This window comes from Nonomuraea sp. NPDC049750 (assembly GCF_040659625.1).
GTDB lineage: Bacteria > Actinomycetota > Actinomycetes > Streptosporangiales > Streptosporangiaceae > Nonomuraea.
The window spans coordinates 32460-48048 of the sequence record NZ_JBFANB010000016.1 but is presented as its reverse complement, the minus strand read 5'-3'; the positions used below and the strand labels follow the sequence as shown (position 1 = coordinate 48048).

General features: G+C 69.1%; 18 protein-coding genes. 9 read left to right on the top strand and 9 right to left on the bottom strand.

The window, feature by feature from the left end:
• Positions 1–112: 112 nt before the first annotated feature.
• Positions 113–694, top strand: coding sequence for a LuxR C-terminal-related transcriptional regulator (locus tag AB0J16_RS34625; protein ID WP_358547341.1), 582 nt, complete (start codon positions 113–115; stop codon positions 692–694).
• 116 nt (positions 695–810) lie between these two features.
• Entirely contained in the window at positions 811–1737 is a 927-nt protein-coding gene (locus AB0J16_RS34620; protein ID WP_358547338.1) for a 2OG-Fe(II) oxygenase family protein, read from the top strand.
• A gap of 40 nt (positions 1738–1777) precedes the next feature.
• On the opposite strand, the gene AB0J16_RS34615 is transcribed toward AB0J16_RS34620, so the two are convergent.
• Positions 1778–2263, bottom strand: coding sequence for a DUF1801 domain-containing protein (locus AB0J16_RS34615; protein WP_358547336.1), 486 nt, complete (start codon positions 2261–2263; stop codon positions 1778–1780).
• Between the two features lie 120 nt (positions 2264–2383).
• Positions 2384–4654: a helix-turn-helix domain-containing protein gene (locus tag AB0J16_RS34610; protein ID WP_358547333.1), complete on the bottom strand. Its 2271-nt coding sequence runs from the start codon at positions 4652–4654 to the stop codon at positions 2384–2386.
• Between the two features lie 231 nt (positions 4655–4885).
• Here AB0J16_RS34610 and AB0J16_RS34605 point away from each other — a divergent pair, with 231 nt between their 5' ends.
• The gene (locus AB0J16_RS34605; protein WP_357941693.1) at positions 4886–5344 is read left to right on the top strand and encodes a carboxymuconolactone decarboxylase family protein; all 459 of its coding nucleotides are present in this window, start codon (positions 4886–4888) and stop codon (positions 5342–5344) included.
• A gap of 48 nt (positions 5345–5392) precedes the next feature.
• On the opposite strand, the gene AB0J16_RS34600 is transcribed toward AB0J16_RS34605, so the two are convergent.
• Both AB0J16_RS34600 and AB0J16_RS34595 read right to left on the bottom strand, forming a co-directional pair.
• Positions 5393–6187 carry a hypothetical protein gene (locus tag AB0J16_RS34600; protein ID WP_358547330.1) on the bottom strand — a complete coding sequence of 265 codons (795 nt, stop codon included), beginning with the start codon at positions 6185–6187 and terminating at the stop codon, positions 5393–5395.
• 80 nt (positions 6188–6267) lie between these two features.
• Positions 6268–7563, bottom strand: a complete 1296-nt coding sequence (locus AB0J16_RS34595; protein ID WP_358547328.1) for a hypothetical protein — start codon at positions 7561–7563, stop codon at positions 6268–6270.
• A gap of 453 nt (positions 7564–8016) precedes the next feature.
• Between AB0J16_RS34595 and AB0J16_RS34590 the strand changes: the two genes are divergently transcribed.
• Together AB0J16_RS34590 and AB0J16_RS34585 are read left to right on the top strand one after the other, a co-directional pair.
• Positions 8017–8268 (top strand): hypothetical protein, encoded by a 252-nt coding sequence (locus AB0J16_RS34590; protein ID WP_358547326.1) that lies wholly within the window; start codon positions 8017–8019, stop codon positions 8266–8268.
• A 14-nt stretch (positions 8269–8282) separates the two neighbouring features.
• On the top strand, positions 8283–8462 hold the full coding sequence (locus AB0J16_RS34585) for a hypothetical protein (protein WP_358547324.1): 180 nt from the start codon (positions 8283–8285) through the stop codon (positions 8460–8462).
• 219 nt (positions 8463–8681) lie between these two features.
• Here AB0J16_RS34585 and AB0J16_RS34580 read toward each other — a convergent pair whose 3' ends face one another.
• Positions 8682–9308, bottom strand: a complete 627-nt coding sequence (locus tag AB0J16_RS34580; RefSeq protein WP_358547322.1) for a TetR/AcrR family transcriptional regulator C-terminal domain-containing protein — start codon at positions 9306–9308, stop codon at positions 8682–8684.
• A 92-nt stretch (positions 9309–9400) separates the two neighbouring features.
• Here AB0J16_RS34580 and AB0J16_RS34575 point away from each other — a divergent pair, with 92 nt between their 5' ends.
• Positions 9401–10072 carry a hypothetical protein gene (locus AB0J16_RS34575; RefSeq protein WP_358547320.1) on the top strand — a complete coding sequence of 224 codons (672 nt, stop codon included), beginning with the start codon at positions 9401–9403 and terminating at the stop codon, positions 10070–10072.
• 97 nt (positions 10073–10169) lie between these two features.
• Here AB0J16_RS34575 and AB0J16_RS34570 read toward each other — a convergent pair whose 3' ends face one another.
• The 3 genes from AB0J16_RS34570 to AB0J16_RS34560 all read right to left on the bottom strand — a co-directional run bounded on the left by AB0J16_RS34570 (position 10170) and on the right by AB0J16_RS34560 (position 12942).
• Positions 10170–10943 (bottom strand): SDR family oxidoreductase, encoded by a 774-nt coding sequence (locus tag AB0J16_RS34570; RefSeq protein WP_358547317.1) that lies wholly within the window; start codon positions 10941–10943, stop codon positions 10170–10172.
• A gap of 116 nt (positions 10944–11059) precedes the next feature.
• A complete protein-coding gene (locus AB0J16_RS34565; protein ID WP_358547314.1) occupies positions 11060–11707 on the bottom strand; it encodes a response regulator transcription factor in 648 nt (215 codons plus the stop codon).
• A complete protein-coding gene (locus tag AB0J16_RS34560) occupies positions 11692–12942 on the bottom strand; it encodes a sensor histidine kinase (RefSeq protein ID WP_358547311.1) in 1251 nt (416 codons plus the stop codon). Before AB0J16_RS34560 ends, AB0J16_RS34565 begins: the two co-directional genes overlap by 16 nt.
• Before the next feature lie 208 nt (positions 12943–13150).
• Between AB0J16_RS34560 and AB0J16_RS34555 the strand changes: the two genes are divergently transcribed.
• Together AB0J16_RS34555 and AB0J16_RS34550 are read left to right on the top strand one after the other, a co-directional pair.
• Positions 13151–13555, top strand: coding sequence for a hypothetical protein (locus AB0J16_RS34555; RefSeq protein WP_358547308.1), 405 nt, complete (start codon positions 13151–13153; stop codon positions 13553–13555).
• An 85-nt stretch (positions 13556–13640) separates the two neighbouring features.
• Positions 13641–13979 carry a hypothetical protein gene (locus AB0J16_RS34550; protein ID WP_358547305.1) on the top strand — a complete coding sequence of 113 codons (339 nt, stop codon included), beginning with the start codon at positions 13641–13643 and terminating at the stop codon, positions 13977–13979.
• Between the two features lie 10 nt (positions 13980–13989).
• On the opposite strand, the gene AB0J16_RS34545 is transcribed toward AB0J16_RS34550, so the two are convergent.
• Positions 13990–14916 carry an NAD-dependent epimerase/dehydratase family protein gene (locus tag AB0J16_RS34545; RefSeq protein ID WP_358547302.1) on the bottom strand — a complete coding sequence of 309 codons (927 nt, stop codon included), beginning with the start codon at positions 14914–14916 and terminating at the stop codon, positions 13990–13992.
• A 68-nt stretch (positions 14917–14984) separates the two neighbouring features.
• Between AB0J16_RS34545 and AB0J16_RS34540 the strand changes: the two genes are divergently transcribed.
• Positions 14985–15584 (top strand): TetR/AcrR family transcriptional regulator, encoded by a 600-nt coding sequence (locus AB0J16_RS34540; protein ID WP_358547299.1) that lies wholly within the window; start codon positions 14985–14987, stop codon positions 15582–15584.
• The last annotated feature ends 5 nt before the right edge of the window (positions 15585–15589 follow it).

Genomic DNA, 15589 nt, shown 5'->3' with positions numbered 1-15589 from the left:
AAGAGAGGATCATGCGATGAGTACGAGAACATTGGAGGTCACCAGGCCGTTCCCAGCCTCCCTTTCCGGCCACCGGGCAGGGTGCTCCAAGCTGTCGGTTTTCTGCCTTGCCATGAACGAGGTCTCCTATTACGGGCTGCCGCTGCTGCTCATGAAGGTGCCGAACGTCGCCAAGGCCGCGGTCGGGCGGAGCGCGGCGGAGGCCAGATCGCGGCTCGCCGGCGAGGATTTCGACGTGGCGGTGATACCGCTCACCATGTTGCCGGAGGTGCTGGACGGCGGTCCCCGGCGAAACCGCCCGAGGATATTGGCCCTCGTGCGGGAGCAAGGAGAGATCGTCTCGCGCCTCGCCTGGCGCCACGGCGTGGCCGACTGCCTCCTGTGGGACGAGATCAATGTCGCGAGCCTGGCCCGCACCTTCGACCGGCTGCTCCGCGGCGACGTGCCCGCTACGTCGCACGGCCCGGACACGCACCTGAACGGGAAGTTGACCCAGCGGGAGCACTTCGTGCTGACTCTGCTGCTGCGGGGGATGAGCAACCACCAGATCGGCCGGGCCATGGGGATATCCATCCACGGCGTCAAACGGCATGTCTCGAACCTGCTGGTGAAGTTCAACTGCTCCAACCGGACGGAGGTGGCCCTGGTCGCCCAGCGGCTGGGGCTGGATTCCGCGCCGCCGAAGGCCATGTAAGCATCACCGGAATTGATCCGCTTTATTTACGCCGCAAAAATATGTCTTTCTTGGCCGCCCCCCAATGAAAGGTACGAACCGCAAACAGGAAAAGATCATCGAGAAATGGAGTGACAATGGAAATCCCTCCCCTGGAACTCAGTGGTCGCGTTCCCACGGTACGGTCGGCGGAAATCGAGGCGGACATGACGTCCGCCACGGAAGCCATCAGGTCGCAGCTGACCGGATGGGGATTCATGGCCGCCGAGGTTCCCGGTATCGGCGCCCGCGTCGAGACCATGATGAACGAATTCGCCGCGGCCTGCGCGTCGACCGAGCCGAGTCTTTCCGATTACACGCACACAGCCGTGCCGCAATTAGGCGTCGGCGGCACCCACGGATTCTTCCCGTACAATTCGGAGATCCCCCGGCTGGCCAACGGCGTACCGGATCCCAAGGAATTCATTCACGTCAGCGGAGCCATGATCTCCGACCAGCCGCCCGGCGCCGGAGACCTCATTCGCGCCTTCCCGGCCTTCGGCACCGCCGCCACCGAGGTGTTCGACATCGCGTTCCGGCTGATCTCCCGCTTCGGCGAGGTCGTACGCGGCATGCTGCCGGACGGCACCCCGGAGCTGGAGCTGTCGCGTGACGCGACGAACCTGCGGGTGATCAACTACCGGGACGTCGGCGACCGCCGGGTGCTGGCGCACGAGCACTCGGGGATCCAGATGCTCGGCCTCCAGCTTCCCCCCTCCGACCAGGGCCTCCAGTACGTCCTGCACGACGGCACCTGGGTCGAGCCGGTGATCGCCAAGACCGACGTGGTCCTGTGCAACATCGGCCGCATGCTGACCAGCGCCTCCGACGGACGCTTCCGGCCGTCGACGCATCGGGTGCACACGCGGCCCATGCCCGCGGGCTACCGGCGCCTGTCGTCCGTGCTCTTCGCCTACCCGCCGCACAAGGCCCGGCAGTGGAAGATGGTGGACGGCGAGCTGATGACGCTGAACGCGACATGGGGCGACTTCATCGAGAACAGATTCCAGGGCCTGGGAAAGTAGTCACCCGAGACCTGAGCGTCCGGGCGGTGGGCTGGGCCCTTCAGCCCGCCGCCCGCTTCACGAGCTCGCCGATGCGCGCCTCGTCCTCGGCGGTCAACGTCGTCAGGGCGAAGGCGGTCGGCCACACGGTGCCATCGTCGAGGTACGCCTGGTCGTTGAAGCCGAGCGTGGCGTACCGCGTCTTGAACTTCTGCGCGGGCTGGAAGAAGCAGACGATCTTGCCGTCCCTGGCGTAGGCCGGCATTCCGTACCACAGCTTCGGCGACAGCTCCGGCGCGTTGGCCTTGATGATGGCGTGCAGCCGCTCGCCGGTGGCGCGGTCCGGCTCCGACATCTCGGCGAGCTTGGCGAGCACCTCGCTCTCCCCGTCGGCCTTGGCCGAGCGCGAGCCGCGCCGGGCGGTGGCCTTCAGCTCCTTGGAGCGCTCCTTCATCGCGCTCCGCTCCTCGTCGGTGAACCCGTCGTACTTCTTGTCGGCCTCGGTGGCGGTCTTGGCGGTCTTGGCGGGCTGCTTGGCGGCGCTCATGGTGGGCGTCCTTCCGTCTGGGTGGCAGTTCGTCGGTGCGTTCCGACAGGAGTTATCTGACCACCGACGGGTCAAGGCCCGCATTGTCCGTGGGACACCGTGGGACATCGGGAACGCGGCCTAGCTGCGGAAACGAGGCTCCGTTCCATGCTCGCGGGCTGGGACGCCGCCCGCGGTGGCTTGGTACGCCGCACGCGCGAGCTTCTCGTTGTGCGGCCGCCCGAGCTTGCGCGCCAGCTCGATCGTGCGCTCGTGCAGCGCCAGCGCCTCGTCGTGGCGGCCCGCCGCACGGCACGTCTCGGCGTACGCGGGCAGGAAGTCGATCTCCAGCTGGGCCTCGGCCAGCGGTTCCAGCAGCTCGAAGGCCTGTCGATGGTGTTCGAGCGCCTCGTCGAGCGAACCCATGACGCGCAGCGCGACACCGAGATAGTTGTGGCACCACGCCTTGTTGTGCTGAGCCTCGGCGAGCTCCAACGCCTCATGCAGCGCTCGCAGCGACTCCGCCGGGTCGTCCGGTGCCAGGGCGACACCGAGTGTGACCAGCCCGGTCATCCGGGCGGGCCCATCGGCCAGAGCCAGTGACGCGCGGGCGAGTTCGGCGGCTTCGCCGTGCCGTCCGAGGTGGAGGGTCACCCATCCGTCGAAGGCCAGCGCCTGGGACAGTCCGGAGCGATGCCCGGTCTTCTCGAACAGCAGGCGCGCCAGCCGGAACTTCGCCTGTGCCGCTTCGAAGTCGCCCAGATCCCGGCGGACGAAGCCGGTACGCAGTGCCAGCGCGCCGGCCAGCTCGTCATCGGCCACACCGGACTGTTCGGCCAGTTCGTACGCGGCGAGCGCCTCGGTGAGACGTCCGGCGGCGGCGCGGGCGAACCCGAGATCAATGAGCAGTGAGGCACGCTGCTGGTCGCGCCCGAGACGTTCGGCGGCGGCCGCGGCCGCGTCGAGCAGACGTATCTGGTCGTCGGTTCCGCGATGCCGGAAGAACCAGACGCGCATGGCCGGCGGCAGCTCCGCCACCACCTCGTCCGCGCCGAGCCGGACAGCGGCGTCGAAACAGGCGATCAGGTTGGCGTACTCGGTGTCGAACCAGGCCATGGCCTTCGCCGGATCGCCCTCGTTGCGATGCGGCAGGGGCAGCGTCCGATCGTAGGTGGTGGCTTGCACCAGATAGTGGCTCAGGACACGGTGTACGGCGGCATTCGCCTGTGGCTCCTCATCGGCGGCGATGTCCGCCGCGTACCGCCGGATCAGGTCGTGCAGCCGATACCGTCCGGGCGAGGGCTCCTGGACCAGATGCGCGTCCACCAGCTCTTCCAGCACCGCGTTGACGCGGTCCGGCGTCATGTCGGCGAGCGCGCCCGCCACCGCCGCGTCGAAATCGGCGCCGGGCAGCACCCCCAGCAACCGGAACACCCGGCGCTGTCCCGCGTCGAGCTGCTGCAGCGACATGCCGAACACCGAGTCGAAGCGACTGGCGCTGTCCCGCAGCCGCTCGGCCAGCACCGCCACCGTCCAACCCGGCCGATGCCGTAGCCTCGCGCCCGCCATCCGCAGCGCCAGCGGCAGGCCGCCGCACTGCCGCAGCACCTGGGCGACCGCCTCCTCCTCGGTCAGGTCCACCCCGGCCGCCCGGCCGAACAGCGACGCCGCGTCCGCCGGGGGGAGCGCCTCCAAGGACACCGGGGGCACCCCGTCCAGGCTCACCAGCCGGTTGCGGCTGGTGACCAGCACCGCGGACTTGCCCGCGCCAGGAAGGAGTGGGCGTACGTGCTCCGCGTCGACCGCGTTGTCGAGCAGGACGAGCGCCCGACGCCGGGACAGTTCGGACCGCCAGAGCGCCGCGCGTTCGACCGTGTCGGCCGGGGGATGCGCGACACCCAGGGCGCCCAGCAGCCGGCCGAGCGCGGCCGACGGCTCCAACGGCTCCTGGCCAGGAGTGAAGCCGCGCAGGTCGAGATAGAGCCCACCGTCAGGAAAGGACGGCGCGAGCCGGTGCGCCACGTGCACGGAGAGGCTGGTCTTCCCGACGCCCGCCATGCCGTCGATCGCGACCGCGCCCGCGGTACGCAGCAGCTCCTCGACCAGCGCCGCCTCCCTCTCGCGTCCGGTGAAGTCGGCGAGGTCGGCCGGAAGGTCGTTCCGGCGCGGGCTGGGCGCCGCGCCGGCTTTGGACGCCTCGACCCACACGGTGCGCAGCGGACGGGGATCGCGGGCCACGACCCGGCACAGCGCCACGACGGCTTCCCACGGCGGCACCAGCCGGCCGGTCATGTACCGGGACAGGGAGGAACTGCTGAGGCCCGCCTGGCGGGCGAGGGCCCGCACGCTGAGCCCGCTCAACTCCTTGATCTGGGTGAGCTGGGCGGTCAGGTGCTCAGGTGCGCTCGACACCCGCACACGGTACCCGTCCCAGCCCGCTGTTACGGAACAGAGGGTCGTTTCCGCAGCTGGGCCGCATTCCGGGTGTCCCACGCTGTCCCACGGACGGGGCGGTTCCGGACGCGCCGGTGGTCAGATGACTCCCGTCGGAACGCGACGGACACCCGTCACCACATGGGCCGACACCCGTCAGAACACTCGCTCAGAACACTCGCTCAGAACATGACCACGAAGGAGAAAGCGATGCCCACCGAACGCATGCCGAACCCGGCGACCCTGATCCCCGAGGCGATGCAGGCGCTGATGGCCGTCAACAAGGCCATCGTGGGCGCCGGAGTGGACGGGAAGCTGCTGGCGCTGTGCCACCTGCGAGCCAGCCAGATCAACGGCTGCAGCCCCTGCGTGGCCGGTGGCGCCCAGCAGCTCCGCCACCACGGCGCCACCGACGAACAGGCCCACGCCGTCGTCGCCTGGCGTGAGACCCCCTGGTTCAGCGAGGAGGAACGCGCCGCGCTGGCCCTGACCGAGGCCATCACCCGGCTCGCCGACCGGCCCGATCCGGTGCCCAACGAGGTGTGGGACATGGCAGCCAAGCACTTCGACCAGAAGGAACTCGCCGCACTCGTACTCAACATCGCCATCACCAACGCCTTCAACCGCCTCAACGCGCCGACCCGCCAGCAGGCGGGCGGCAAGTGGTAGGCGCGTCGCATGAGGGGGGAGCCCTTGGGCGGGCTCCCACCGGTCATTTCAGGAGCTAGGGAGGCGGACGACCGCGGCTCCGTGCTGATATTCGCCGAAGCTCCAGCCGGCGATGAGGGTGGCGCCCAGGTCTTCGACGGCGCCGCTGCCGGGGGGCCATTCCGTGGTGGCGAGGTACTGGGCGCCCGCGGAGACGGCGTCCGCGTCGCCCACGCAGTGGAAGCGGAGGTGGTCGCGGAGGGCCTGGTTCTGGATGGGGCGGAGGGCCTTTTCCCATTGGGGTTCGGCCTCTTCCACGTACCCGTCGTCGCCGCCCATGGGGATGAGGTGGGCAGGGCCTCGGTGGGTGAAGGTGGCGGCGCGCAGGGCGTCCAGGAGGGTGCCGTCGGTGGCCAGGCGCAGGGTCGCGGTGATCGAGTAGTGGAAGTCGCCGAGGTCCTCGGCGGTCAGGTCGATGCCGTGGCGAGTCAGGAGGGGAGACAGGTCCGCGCCACGGATCAGCAGGTCGACGCCGTCCAGGGCGGCGGCGGCGCGGACGTCGTCCCCGAAAGCGCCGGAGAACGGACCGTCGAGCACCTCCTCGTCGAAGTGGACGAACGAGTTGCTCAGGTCGAAGTGCCAGGCGTACTCCTGGTGGTCCTCGTCGAGGTAGACGGGGTCGGGCAGCGGCCTCGGCGTCGGGTCGGCGAGCGCGACGGGGCTCAGCCAGTCAGCGGGCGGCGCCATCTCGTTGAGGACGTCGCCACCGTAGTAGACCGCGTACGTCGCCGCCGGGTCGTAGTCGGCGAGCCTCCTGCCCAGCAGGAGCCCGAACGCCTCGCTCAGTTCCTCGTCCCAGCCCATGTCCGCCTCATCGCCAAAGGGGTGAATCGCGCTCGATCTCTCCACCCCATGATGGAGGTCGGGCAGAATGCCTTTTGCCGTCATGGGCGGCTCCAGCCAGAGGGCGTCTCCAACCAGTGCGGGGGCAGCGCGTCGTCAGCGCTCCAGGGCGTCTGCGTAAGTCGTTCGGAGGCATCGTCGAGCTCGGTGCCCGCCCGGATGTGTCCGCACAGGTCGGCGAGGCGGAACCAGCTCGCGGCCGCGCAGTCCTCTCCCCTTCTCTGATGGATCAGGGCGAGCTGGTAGGCGGCCTCGGCGTGGCCGCCGTCGCCTGCCAGCCGGTAGAAGAACATCGCGATGTTGGGCTGTTTGGTGCTCTGGTATTCATGACCGTAGCCGTAGGCGAGCTCGGCGGCGGCTCGGCGCCGATGAGGGTGATTGAACAGCTCGGAAGCCTCATGCTGACCGGCGTCGCGGGCTTGGCGCAGCCAGTGGTGGGCCTCGTCAGGCCATCCTTTCAACAGCGCTATGACCGCCAAGCGCATGCAGTCCTGTCCGCTGCCGGCATCGGTTCGGCGCAGCAGGCGAGTGCCGATCCGGCCGTAGATCTGGAGTAGCCGCTGTGTGGCCGCGGGCAGTGGCTCCGGCGTGGTCTTGGCGAGCGGCTCAGGCGCGGTCCTGGTCAGTGGCTCCGGCATGGTGTTGGCGAGCGACTCTGGCATGGCCTTGGTCAGTGGCTCTGACATGGTCTTGGCGGGCGGCTCTGGCGCGGTTTTGGTCGGCGGCTGCTGTTCCGGTTTCCGGATGACGGCGGGCGAGGTGAGCCGTCCAACCGTCGGCCGGCCAGCCGCCGACCATGGGGCAGGCTCCATCGGCGCCTGCCGCGCATCCGGCTGCCGCACATCCGCCTGCCACGCATGCGGCTGCCACGCATGCGGCTGCCACGCATGCGGCTGCCGCGCATCCACCTGTTGAGCAGGTGGGGGAGTGGCGACTGGCGAGAGTTCGGCGGCATGTGGCGTACCCGCTATGCCCGCCGTACCCGCTATGCCCGCCGTACCCGCCGAATCCGGCCGTATGCCGCGGGCGGCTCGCCATCGCTGATGCCAAGCCTGAGTGTCGCCCATGACCTGCACATCCAGCCCGGTCTGCTCAGCGGCCATGGTGCAAACGGTCACAAACGAGGACACCCATTCCCAGTCCGGCACGCGTTTCCGTTTGCCGGTCAGAATGTCGTGCGTGGTGCTTTCAGCCAGTTCTCTGCATAAACCGGCGACGCCGGTGGATTTCGATAGTTTGCGTAGTTTGTCCAGCGTTGGAGAGCCAGCCAGTTCGACCAACTCGTTCAACTGGTCGACGAAGGCGCGCAGCGCCGCAACGCGATGTTCTTCAGCCATCGCCCCTAGCCGGAAAATGAGTGATCTTCGATTTACAGGTAGTAGCGGGAGTCATATTGGCATTAACCGGGGGCTGGGCTGAGGGAGATCGCATATCCCGCCCCGTCCGGGATCGGGGGCAATTGGCCAGTGGTTGCGGCTGGGATGATCCCGGACGAGATCGGAGCGACCCGAACAGCTCCGGATAAAACCGGACGCGACCGGATGAAGTCGGAGTACGTGGGAGCCGACCGGAACCCGCGGTGACCGGGACACGAAGGGGGGTTCCGCTTCCGCTGGCAAGGCCACGGGCACGGCCAGGGCAAGGCCACGGGCACGGACCGCTACGTGCCTCCGTTAAGCGCCGCCATCTAATCCGACGTTGTCCGGAGACGTTTGGAGTGATGGCGGCGGGCCGGCGGGTGCCGCATCGTTGAGCGCATCCCGACCGGTCGACGATGGAGACGAGAGTTCATGGCATGCGCCGCTACTGCCCCGCATTCGTTCTTACGCGTCACCGGCGGTCAGCGGCCCGGCCAGCCCCCGGCGCCCTGGGTCCACGACGATGACCAACTGCTGATCCTGCTGGTGACCACGTGGGCGTTGACCACGGGACGTACACCTCCCAACCGCCCCGCCGATCAGCTCACCGCTGAGGAACTGATCGCGTTCTGGACGGACGAGCAGACAGCCACCGGCAACCCGGTGGCGCCACCGTTGGAGTGAATCCCATGTTTTCCTTGCCCGGACTTGTCGTGCTCACCGTCACCGCGCTGGTCGCGGCGATCGCGTGCGCTCTCACGCTGGCCACCGGTGTTTCGTGGCCGACTGCCCTCCTCAGCGGCGGAGCCGCAGGTGGGATCACCTTGGGCATCCTTCCCAAGCTGCTCACCGAGCCCCGCGACGGCGATGACGAATAGGCCGCCGGACCGCGGCACGCAGGCGATTGGGCAGCCGGGGCGCGGGACGCAGGCGATTAGGTCGCCGGAGCGCGGGACGTAGGCGATTAGGCCGACAGGCCGCGGGCCGCAGACGACTAGGTCGCCGGAGCGCGGGCCGCGGACGATTGGGCCGCCGAGCCGTGGGACGCGGACGCTTAGGCCGCCGGGGTGCGAGTCGCGTCGGTGGCTTTCGCCGTGTCACTTCTCGATGAGGGACTCGAAGGCCGTGCACAGAAGGCGGACGCTCCGCAGGAACTTCTCGTCCTGGCTCATCCCGGGCGCCTCCTGGAAGACGCGCGGGAAGCGTTCGAGCAGGGCGGCGTAGGCGTCCGGGGTGAGGTCCCGTACCGGAGGAGTGCCCTGCTCCTGCAGGACGAACCCCGTGACGTGGCTGAGGAGGGTGTCGGCGGCGACGATGCGGGGCCCGGCGGGTACGCCCGCCCCCTCCAGGGTGGAAAGGAGGCGTTCCATGAGGGACAGGGCGCCGGGGCTGAGCATCTTGGGGCTGTCGGCCAGCAGGATCGCGCCGCTGGGGTGGCGCAGGATGACGTGGCGCAGCGCGCCGGCCTGGGCCTGGATCTCGTCCTGCCAGGTGGCGCCGGGCGGGAGCGCGGTCAGGGCGGCGGTGCCCGCGTCGTAGGCCTGCCCGCAGACGCGGTCGGCCACCAACGCCAGCAGGTCCTTCTTGTTGCGCACGTGGTAGTACAGGCTGCCCGCGTGCGCGCCGAGCCGTTCGGCCACCTGGCGCATGGACAGGCCGTGGTAGCCGACCTCGGCGAACGCGTCGATCGCGGCCTCGACGATCCGCTCCTTCGTGAGCTTCATGGGCCTACCGTATCCCGTTTTCAAACGGTGTTTGAATCGTGTGCTAGCGTGAGCCGTACGGTTTCAAACACTGTTAGAAAAGGTGGGTCACCTTGGACGGGCTGCTGTTCTTCGCCACCACGGCCGCGTTGATGGTGATGATGATCAACTGCGGGCTCGGCGCGCTCGGGGGCGGGCCGGTGCGTGACATGGTGCGCGGGCGTCCCGTCCCGTGGGTCGCCGTGGTGCTGACGACGCTGGCCGTGGCGGGAGTCGTGCTGCAGTTGTCCTGGCCGGGAGCCATGGCCGCGCTGGATCACGACCCCGCCAAGAGCGGCTGGTGGCGGGTGTTCACGTCGGTCTTCCTGCAGAACGGCGGCGTCGGCGGCGCCGTCTGGAACATCGCCACCCTCGCCATCGTGGCGGCGCTCGCCCAGTGGCTCTGGGGCACGTGGACGAGCGCCATCCTCTTCCTGGCCGGCGTCCTCCTCCCGGAACGCATCGACGCCCTGCTCGGCATGGGCGGTCCCAGCACCGATCCCCGTAACTTCGCCGGCAGCTCGGGCGCCACCTACTTCCTCGGGGCGTCCCTGGCCCTGGCCTTGCTGACCCTCACCAGGGCTGTGAAGCAGCGGGTCTTGGCGGTCGGCGTCCCGGTGCTCGGGCTGTTCATGTGGTTTCTGCAGGACAACGGCCACGGTCTGGTCGCCGTGTACGGCTTCGCGCTCGCGGTCCTCATCTGGGCGGCCCGCCGTCTGATGCGACGTCTCGCTCAGGTGGGTTAGGACTTGGGCTCCACCGCTTGGCCGCAACTCCACGGGCGGTGGTTCGGGCGCGCCCTTCGGCTCCGCAGGGGGTGGGTCGGGCGCGAAATACGGCGGTTCAGGCGCGCATGTTGGCGCCGCCGTCGACGGCCCACACCTGGCCGTTGATCCACTCGGCGTCGTCCGACAGCAGGAAGGCCACGGTGGCGGCCAGGTCGCTCGGGCGGCCCAGGCGGGTCGTGGGGACCATCTCCAGGAACATCTTCTGCAGCTGGACGTCGTTCTGTTCCTTCTGCGTCTCGCCCATGACGAGGCCGGGCATCACCCCGTTGCAGCGCACGCCCGCGGAGCCCCAGTTCCCGGCGATGTGACGCGTGAGCGCGTTGATGGCCGACTTCGAGGCCGCGTAGGCGGGGCGCTTGCGGTCGCCGCCGCTCACGGCAGTGCCCGAGGACGTGTTGACGATGCTGCCCCCGCCGTTCGCGAGCAGGTGGGGCAGGACGGCGCGGACGGTCCGTACGTAGCCGACCACGTTGACGTCCATGGTGCGCTCCCCCACGTCGAGATCGGTGTCGAGCAGCGACTTGTCACGCCCGAGATTGCCCGGCGAGAGATCCGCGCCGACATTGAACAGGCCGTGCACCGCGCCGAACGCTTCCATCGTCCTGGCCACCATCGCGTTGATGGACGGCTCGTCGGCGAGGTCGAAGTGCACCGCGATCGCCGAGCCGCCCGCCTCGGTGATCTTGGCGGCGGTGGACTCCGCCCCGGGCAGGTTGATGTCGCCGACGACGACGTTGGCGCCCTCCTCGGCGAGCCTGACCGCGGTACCAGCGCCGATGCCGGTCGCCCCGCCGGCCACGATGAACGTCTTCTCTCGCAAACCGCGCATTGGCGTATCAGGCGGGTGCGGGGCATGCTGCACCGCGCCCTCTTCACCGTGCGAGCCATCGCGTGAGCCACCGTGCGAGTCACTGTGCGAGTCACTGTGCGAGGCGAGGCCGAAAGTCAGGGCTCGTTGAGGTAAGTGAGGACGGCGAGGACGCGGCGATTGCTGCCGTCGTCATCGGCGATGCCGAGCTTGCCGAACATGGAGGTCGTGTACTTGCTGATGGCGCTTTCACTGAGGAAGAGCCGCTGGCCGATCGCCTGATTGGACAGCCCTTCGGCCATGAGGCCGAGCACGGAGTGTTCGCGTTCGGTGAGTCCGCCGAGCCGCCGGGTCGAGGACCCGCTGGACAGCAGCTTGGAGATCACGGCCGGGTCCATGGCGGTCCCGCCATCGGCGACTCGGTGCAGAGCGTCGATGAACTGGTCGGCGTCGAACACGCTGTCTTTCAGGAGATAGCCGATGCCTCCGGCGCCGTCGGCCAGGAGTTCGCGAGCGTACAGCTGTTCGACGTGCTGAGAGAGGATCAGGATCGGCAGTCCGGGCAGTTCGCGACGGGCGGCGAGCGCCGCCCGCAGGCCCTCGTCCGACTGCGTCGGCGGCATGCGGACGTCGACGACGGACACATCAGGCCGCCACTTCAGCAGCGCGTCGAGCGTCTCGGGCCCGGTGGTCGCCGTCGCCACGACCTGGTGTCCGTACGCCTCGATGAGGCGGACCATCCCATCGCGCAGGAGGTAGAGGTCTTCGGCTACAACGATTCGCATGGCACCACCATCCTCACACAGGTCGGACCGCCCACCGGGCTGGTGATCCGCAGAGTGCCGTCGAAGGCCGCGAGGCGGCGGCGGAGCCCCGCGAGTCCACCGTCGGCTGACATGCCGGCCCCGCCTCGGCCGTTGTCTTCGACGTCAACGACGATGCCGGTGCCATCCCTGGCGATCGAGATGCGCGCCCGGGTCGCATGGGCGTGTTTGACGGCGTTGGTCAGCAGTTCGGCGACTCCGAAGTACACGGCGGACTCGATCGGCGGGTCCAGGCGTAGCTGAAGGTCGGTGCTGACCGTCGCTTCGAGGGGGCTGTCCAGGGCGAGAGCGCGTACGGCGTCGACGAGTCCGCGCTCGTTCAGCACCGGCGGGTTGATTCCCTTGACCAGGTCGCGGAGCTCGGTCAGTGACGTGGCGGCGCCGACCCGTGCTTCCCGCATCAGGGCCTTGGCCTGGTCGGGGTTGGTTTCCATCAGCTTCTCCGCGGTCGCCAGGGAGAGCCCGAGCGCGACCAGGCGGGCCTGCGCTCCGTCGTGCAGGTCCCGCTCGATCCGGCGGATCTCGGCGGCCTGCGCGATCGTGATGTCCGCGCGCTGGGCCGTCAGCTCGTCCACCCGGTCCGCCAGGTCCGTCGCGGGTGAGGCGCGCAGGAAGCGGACGGCTACCGGCTCGACGGACCGCCAGGCGTACGGGGCGCCGCCGATCGCCACGGCCAGGCCGAGCACCCCGACCAGGCGCGCGGAGAGCGTCGGCTGGGACAACCCGAGGACCGCCGCCGCGAAGCCAGCCGGCGGAATCGCGCAGATCAATCCCGCGGTGATCGGTACGATCGCCGTGAACCGCAGGTCACGCCAGACCGCGGGATCGCGCCACCGGGTTCGCCACTGCAGATCCATGCGGGCGTCCCGGCTGGTGCGCTCGTAGGAGTAGCCGTTCCACCAGTGCCCGGTCGCCATCTGCGTCACCGGTCCGGTCTGCCGATATCCGGCGGGAATGACAGTGCCCGTCCACTTCGCGACCAGGGAGCGGACCATTCGGCACACCGGGCGGGACAGGGCGAGCGTGCCGATACACGCCCATATGAACGGCGCTATCCCCGACCACGGGTTTCCGCCCCACCACCAGAACCACAGCGCGACGGCAGCGCCCCACACGGCCGGCACCAGCATGGCGACGACCACCACGACGCACGCTCGCCCGAACCCCACACCGGCGCTCGCCATCCACTGTCGCATGATTCTTCCTTCTCACTTCATGACCCTGCGCCGATCCGGCCAGTACGGCTTGGTGCCTCCACTGTGCACCGCACCCGCCCCTGGTCCCCACCAGATCGGCTGTGGAGTGGGTCTAGCCCCACTCACCTGTACGTCCAGGCCGATACCGCGCCACTCATGCGCTCCCTAACGTCGACACCACTCCAGACGACACGAGGGAAGAAGAGACATGGAAACCACCAACCATCAAGCCACCCAGCGAGCCTTCGGCAAGGCGAAGATCTTCATCGCGGCCTATGGAGCGCTCAGCGCCGCGGTCCTCATCACGGTCGCCATCCTCGCGATCACCGGACACACGGTGACCTCGTTCATGTGGGGCCGATCAGCCGGAGTACTCGCGAGCGCGGCGGTGACCTACTGGCTGACCGGCCTCGCCGCACGGGGAGCGCGAGGGGCCTTTCTCCGCGTACGCATCATCTCGATCATCATGCCGCTCGCGATCATCGGCGTCGACCTGATCCCCGGTGTCACCACGGTGTGGTTCGCCATGCTGCAGGCCACCTGCGCGCTCGCCCTCGCCGCGGTCGCCTTCATCGTCAACGGGTCCCGACTGCGCGCCGCCTTCTCCGGATGATCGTCTGGCCGGGCATTGCTGATGTCCGGTCAATGCCCTGGATCGGCGGCCAACCGCGATTGACACTTGGCCCATGAAATCGACAGTGAAGGCATTTCTCGCCGCGTCGGCATTGGCCTGCGTGGCAGTGGTGGGCACCGCGGGTGCGGCGAACGCGGCCACCGGGCGGCTGACCTTGATCAGCGGCACAGCCGCCGTCACCATCTCGTACCCCACCTGCCAGAGTCCGCGGCAGTATCCAGTGCAGCAGTACGAGATCGACGCATTCGTCAACGAGCCGCTGCCCGGCTGTCAGGCCGTCCTGGTCAACCTATCGGGCACCCAGAAAGTGCTGTGTGTCGGCCGCGGGAGCGTGCCTGCCGAATTTCGCCGGTCGGCAGGCGTCATCATCCAGCCGGGCATCGCGCCGGCCTGTACGTATTGAGTAGCGATCATCAGCCGGCGTTGTGGCGAAACCAGTCGAGCGTCGCGGCGATGCCCTCGGCGTGCGGGGTGACCTCGACCGGTCCGAACGCTTTACGGAAGGCCGAGTCGTCGGCGATGAACGGGCGGTCGCGCTGATACCAGGTTTCGCCGAGTTCGCGCACGGTGGGGTTGAACAGGCCGATGAGGCGCTGCATACCCCGGCCCAGCCCGGCGGTCTTCAGCTCGCCTCCCACCGCGGCACGCACGAGGTCGAGGAACTGGCGGCCGGTGATCGCCTCGGCGGCGGGCAGGTGCCAGGAGCGGCCGTCAGCGTCGGCGCGCTCGCCGAGGGTGACCAGCCCGGCGGCGATGTCCGGCAGGTACGCGACAGTGTGCGGCTGGTCGAGGTCGCCGACCCAGCGGGCGGTCTTGCCGGCCAGGGCGGCGGCGAAGATGGTCGGGCCGTAGGTGGTGTTGACGCCTCCGGGGCCGTAGTAGTCGGAGGCGCGCCCCATGGTCGCGCGGACCCGCCCGGACCGGTGGGCGTCGAGGATCAACTCGTCGACCTCGGCGCGGGCCCGGCCCTTGCGGGTGATGGCGGCGTGCGGGAGGTCTTCGGTCATGTGGCCGTCGACGGGTCCGTAGACGTACAAGTTGTCGGCCATGACCAGCTTCGCCCCGGCGGCCTCCACTCCGGTCAGGATCGTACGGATGAGGCCGGGGAACTCCTCGGCCCAGCGCTCGTACTTCGGCTGCGCGCACTGGTAGACGACCGCGGCGCCCTGGCAGGCGGCGAGGGCGCCCTCGGTGGTGGTGACGTCGGCCCGGAGGCCGTCTCGGCCGGAGGCGGCGCCCCGGCTGACGGCGCGGACCCGGTGGCCGCGGGCGGTGAGTTCGGCGACGACGGCCGAGCCGACCCCGCCGGTGGCACCAAGGACAACGTGCAGGTCAGACATAGTAAGAGTCCCCCGGAAGCTGGTTTCAAACCGTTGTTATGTAACAACGTTATGCTAATCTCGCTCCCATGGCAAGACCGAGAAATCGTGACTACGGCGAGCTTCGGCACGAACTCGTCGACGCCGGCGGCCGGCTCCTGGCCGCAGAGGGCCCGGCCGCGCTGACCACCCGCCGGGTCGCACAGGAGACAGGCGTGTCCACCACGGCCGTCTACCAGCTCTTCGGTGACAAGGCCGGCCTCGTCCGTGAGATGTTCCTGGCCGGCTTCGAGCGCCTCGCCGAGGCCTTCGCCGCCGTCCCTCGTACCAGCGACCCGGTCGCCGACCTGCTCGCACTCGGCCACGCCTACCGGACCAACGCCCTGGCCAACCCGCACCTGTACGAGCTCATGTTCGGCCGGCCGATCCCCGCCTTCCAGCCCGACGCCGCCACGGCCGCGCTGATCCAGCCGACCTTCGACACTCTCGTCGCCGCCGTGGCCCGCTGCGTACAGGAAGGCGAATTCGCGCCCGGTGAGCCTTATGCCCTCGCCGTGCGGATCAACGCGCTCGCGCACGGGCTGTGCAGCCTCGACCTGCGCGGCGCCCTTGGTGGCACCGACGAGGCACGCCGCCACTGGGACGACGCCTTCGACACCATGATGCGCGGACTGCGCGCCGCCGAATAGCAAAA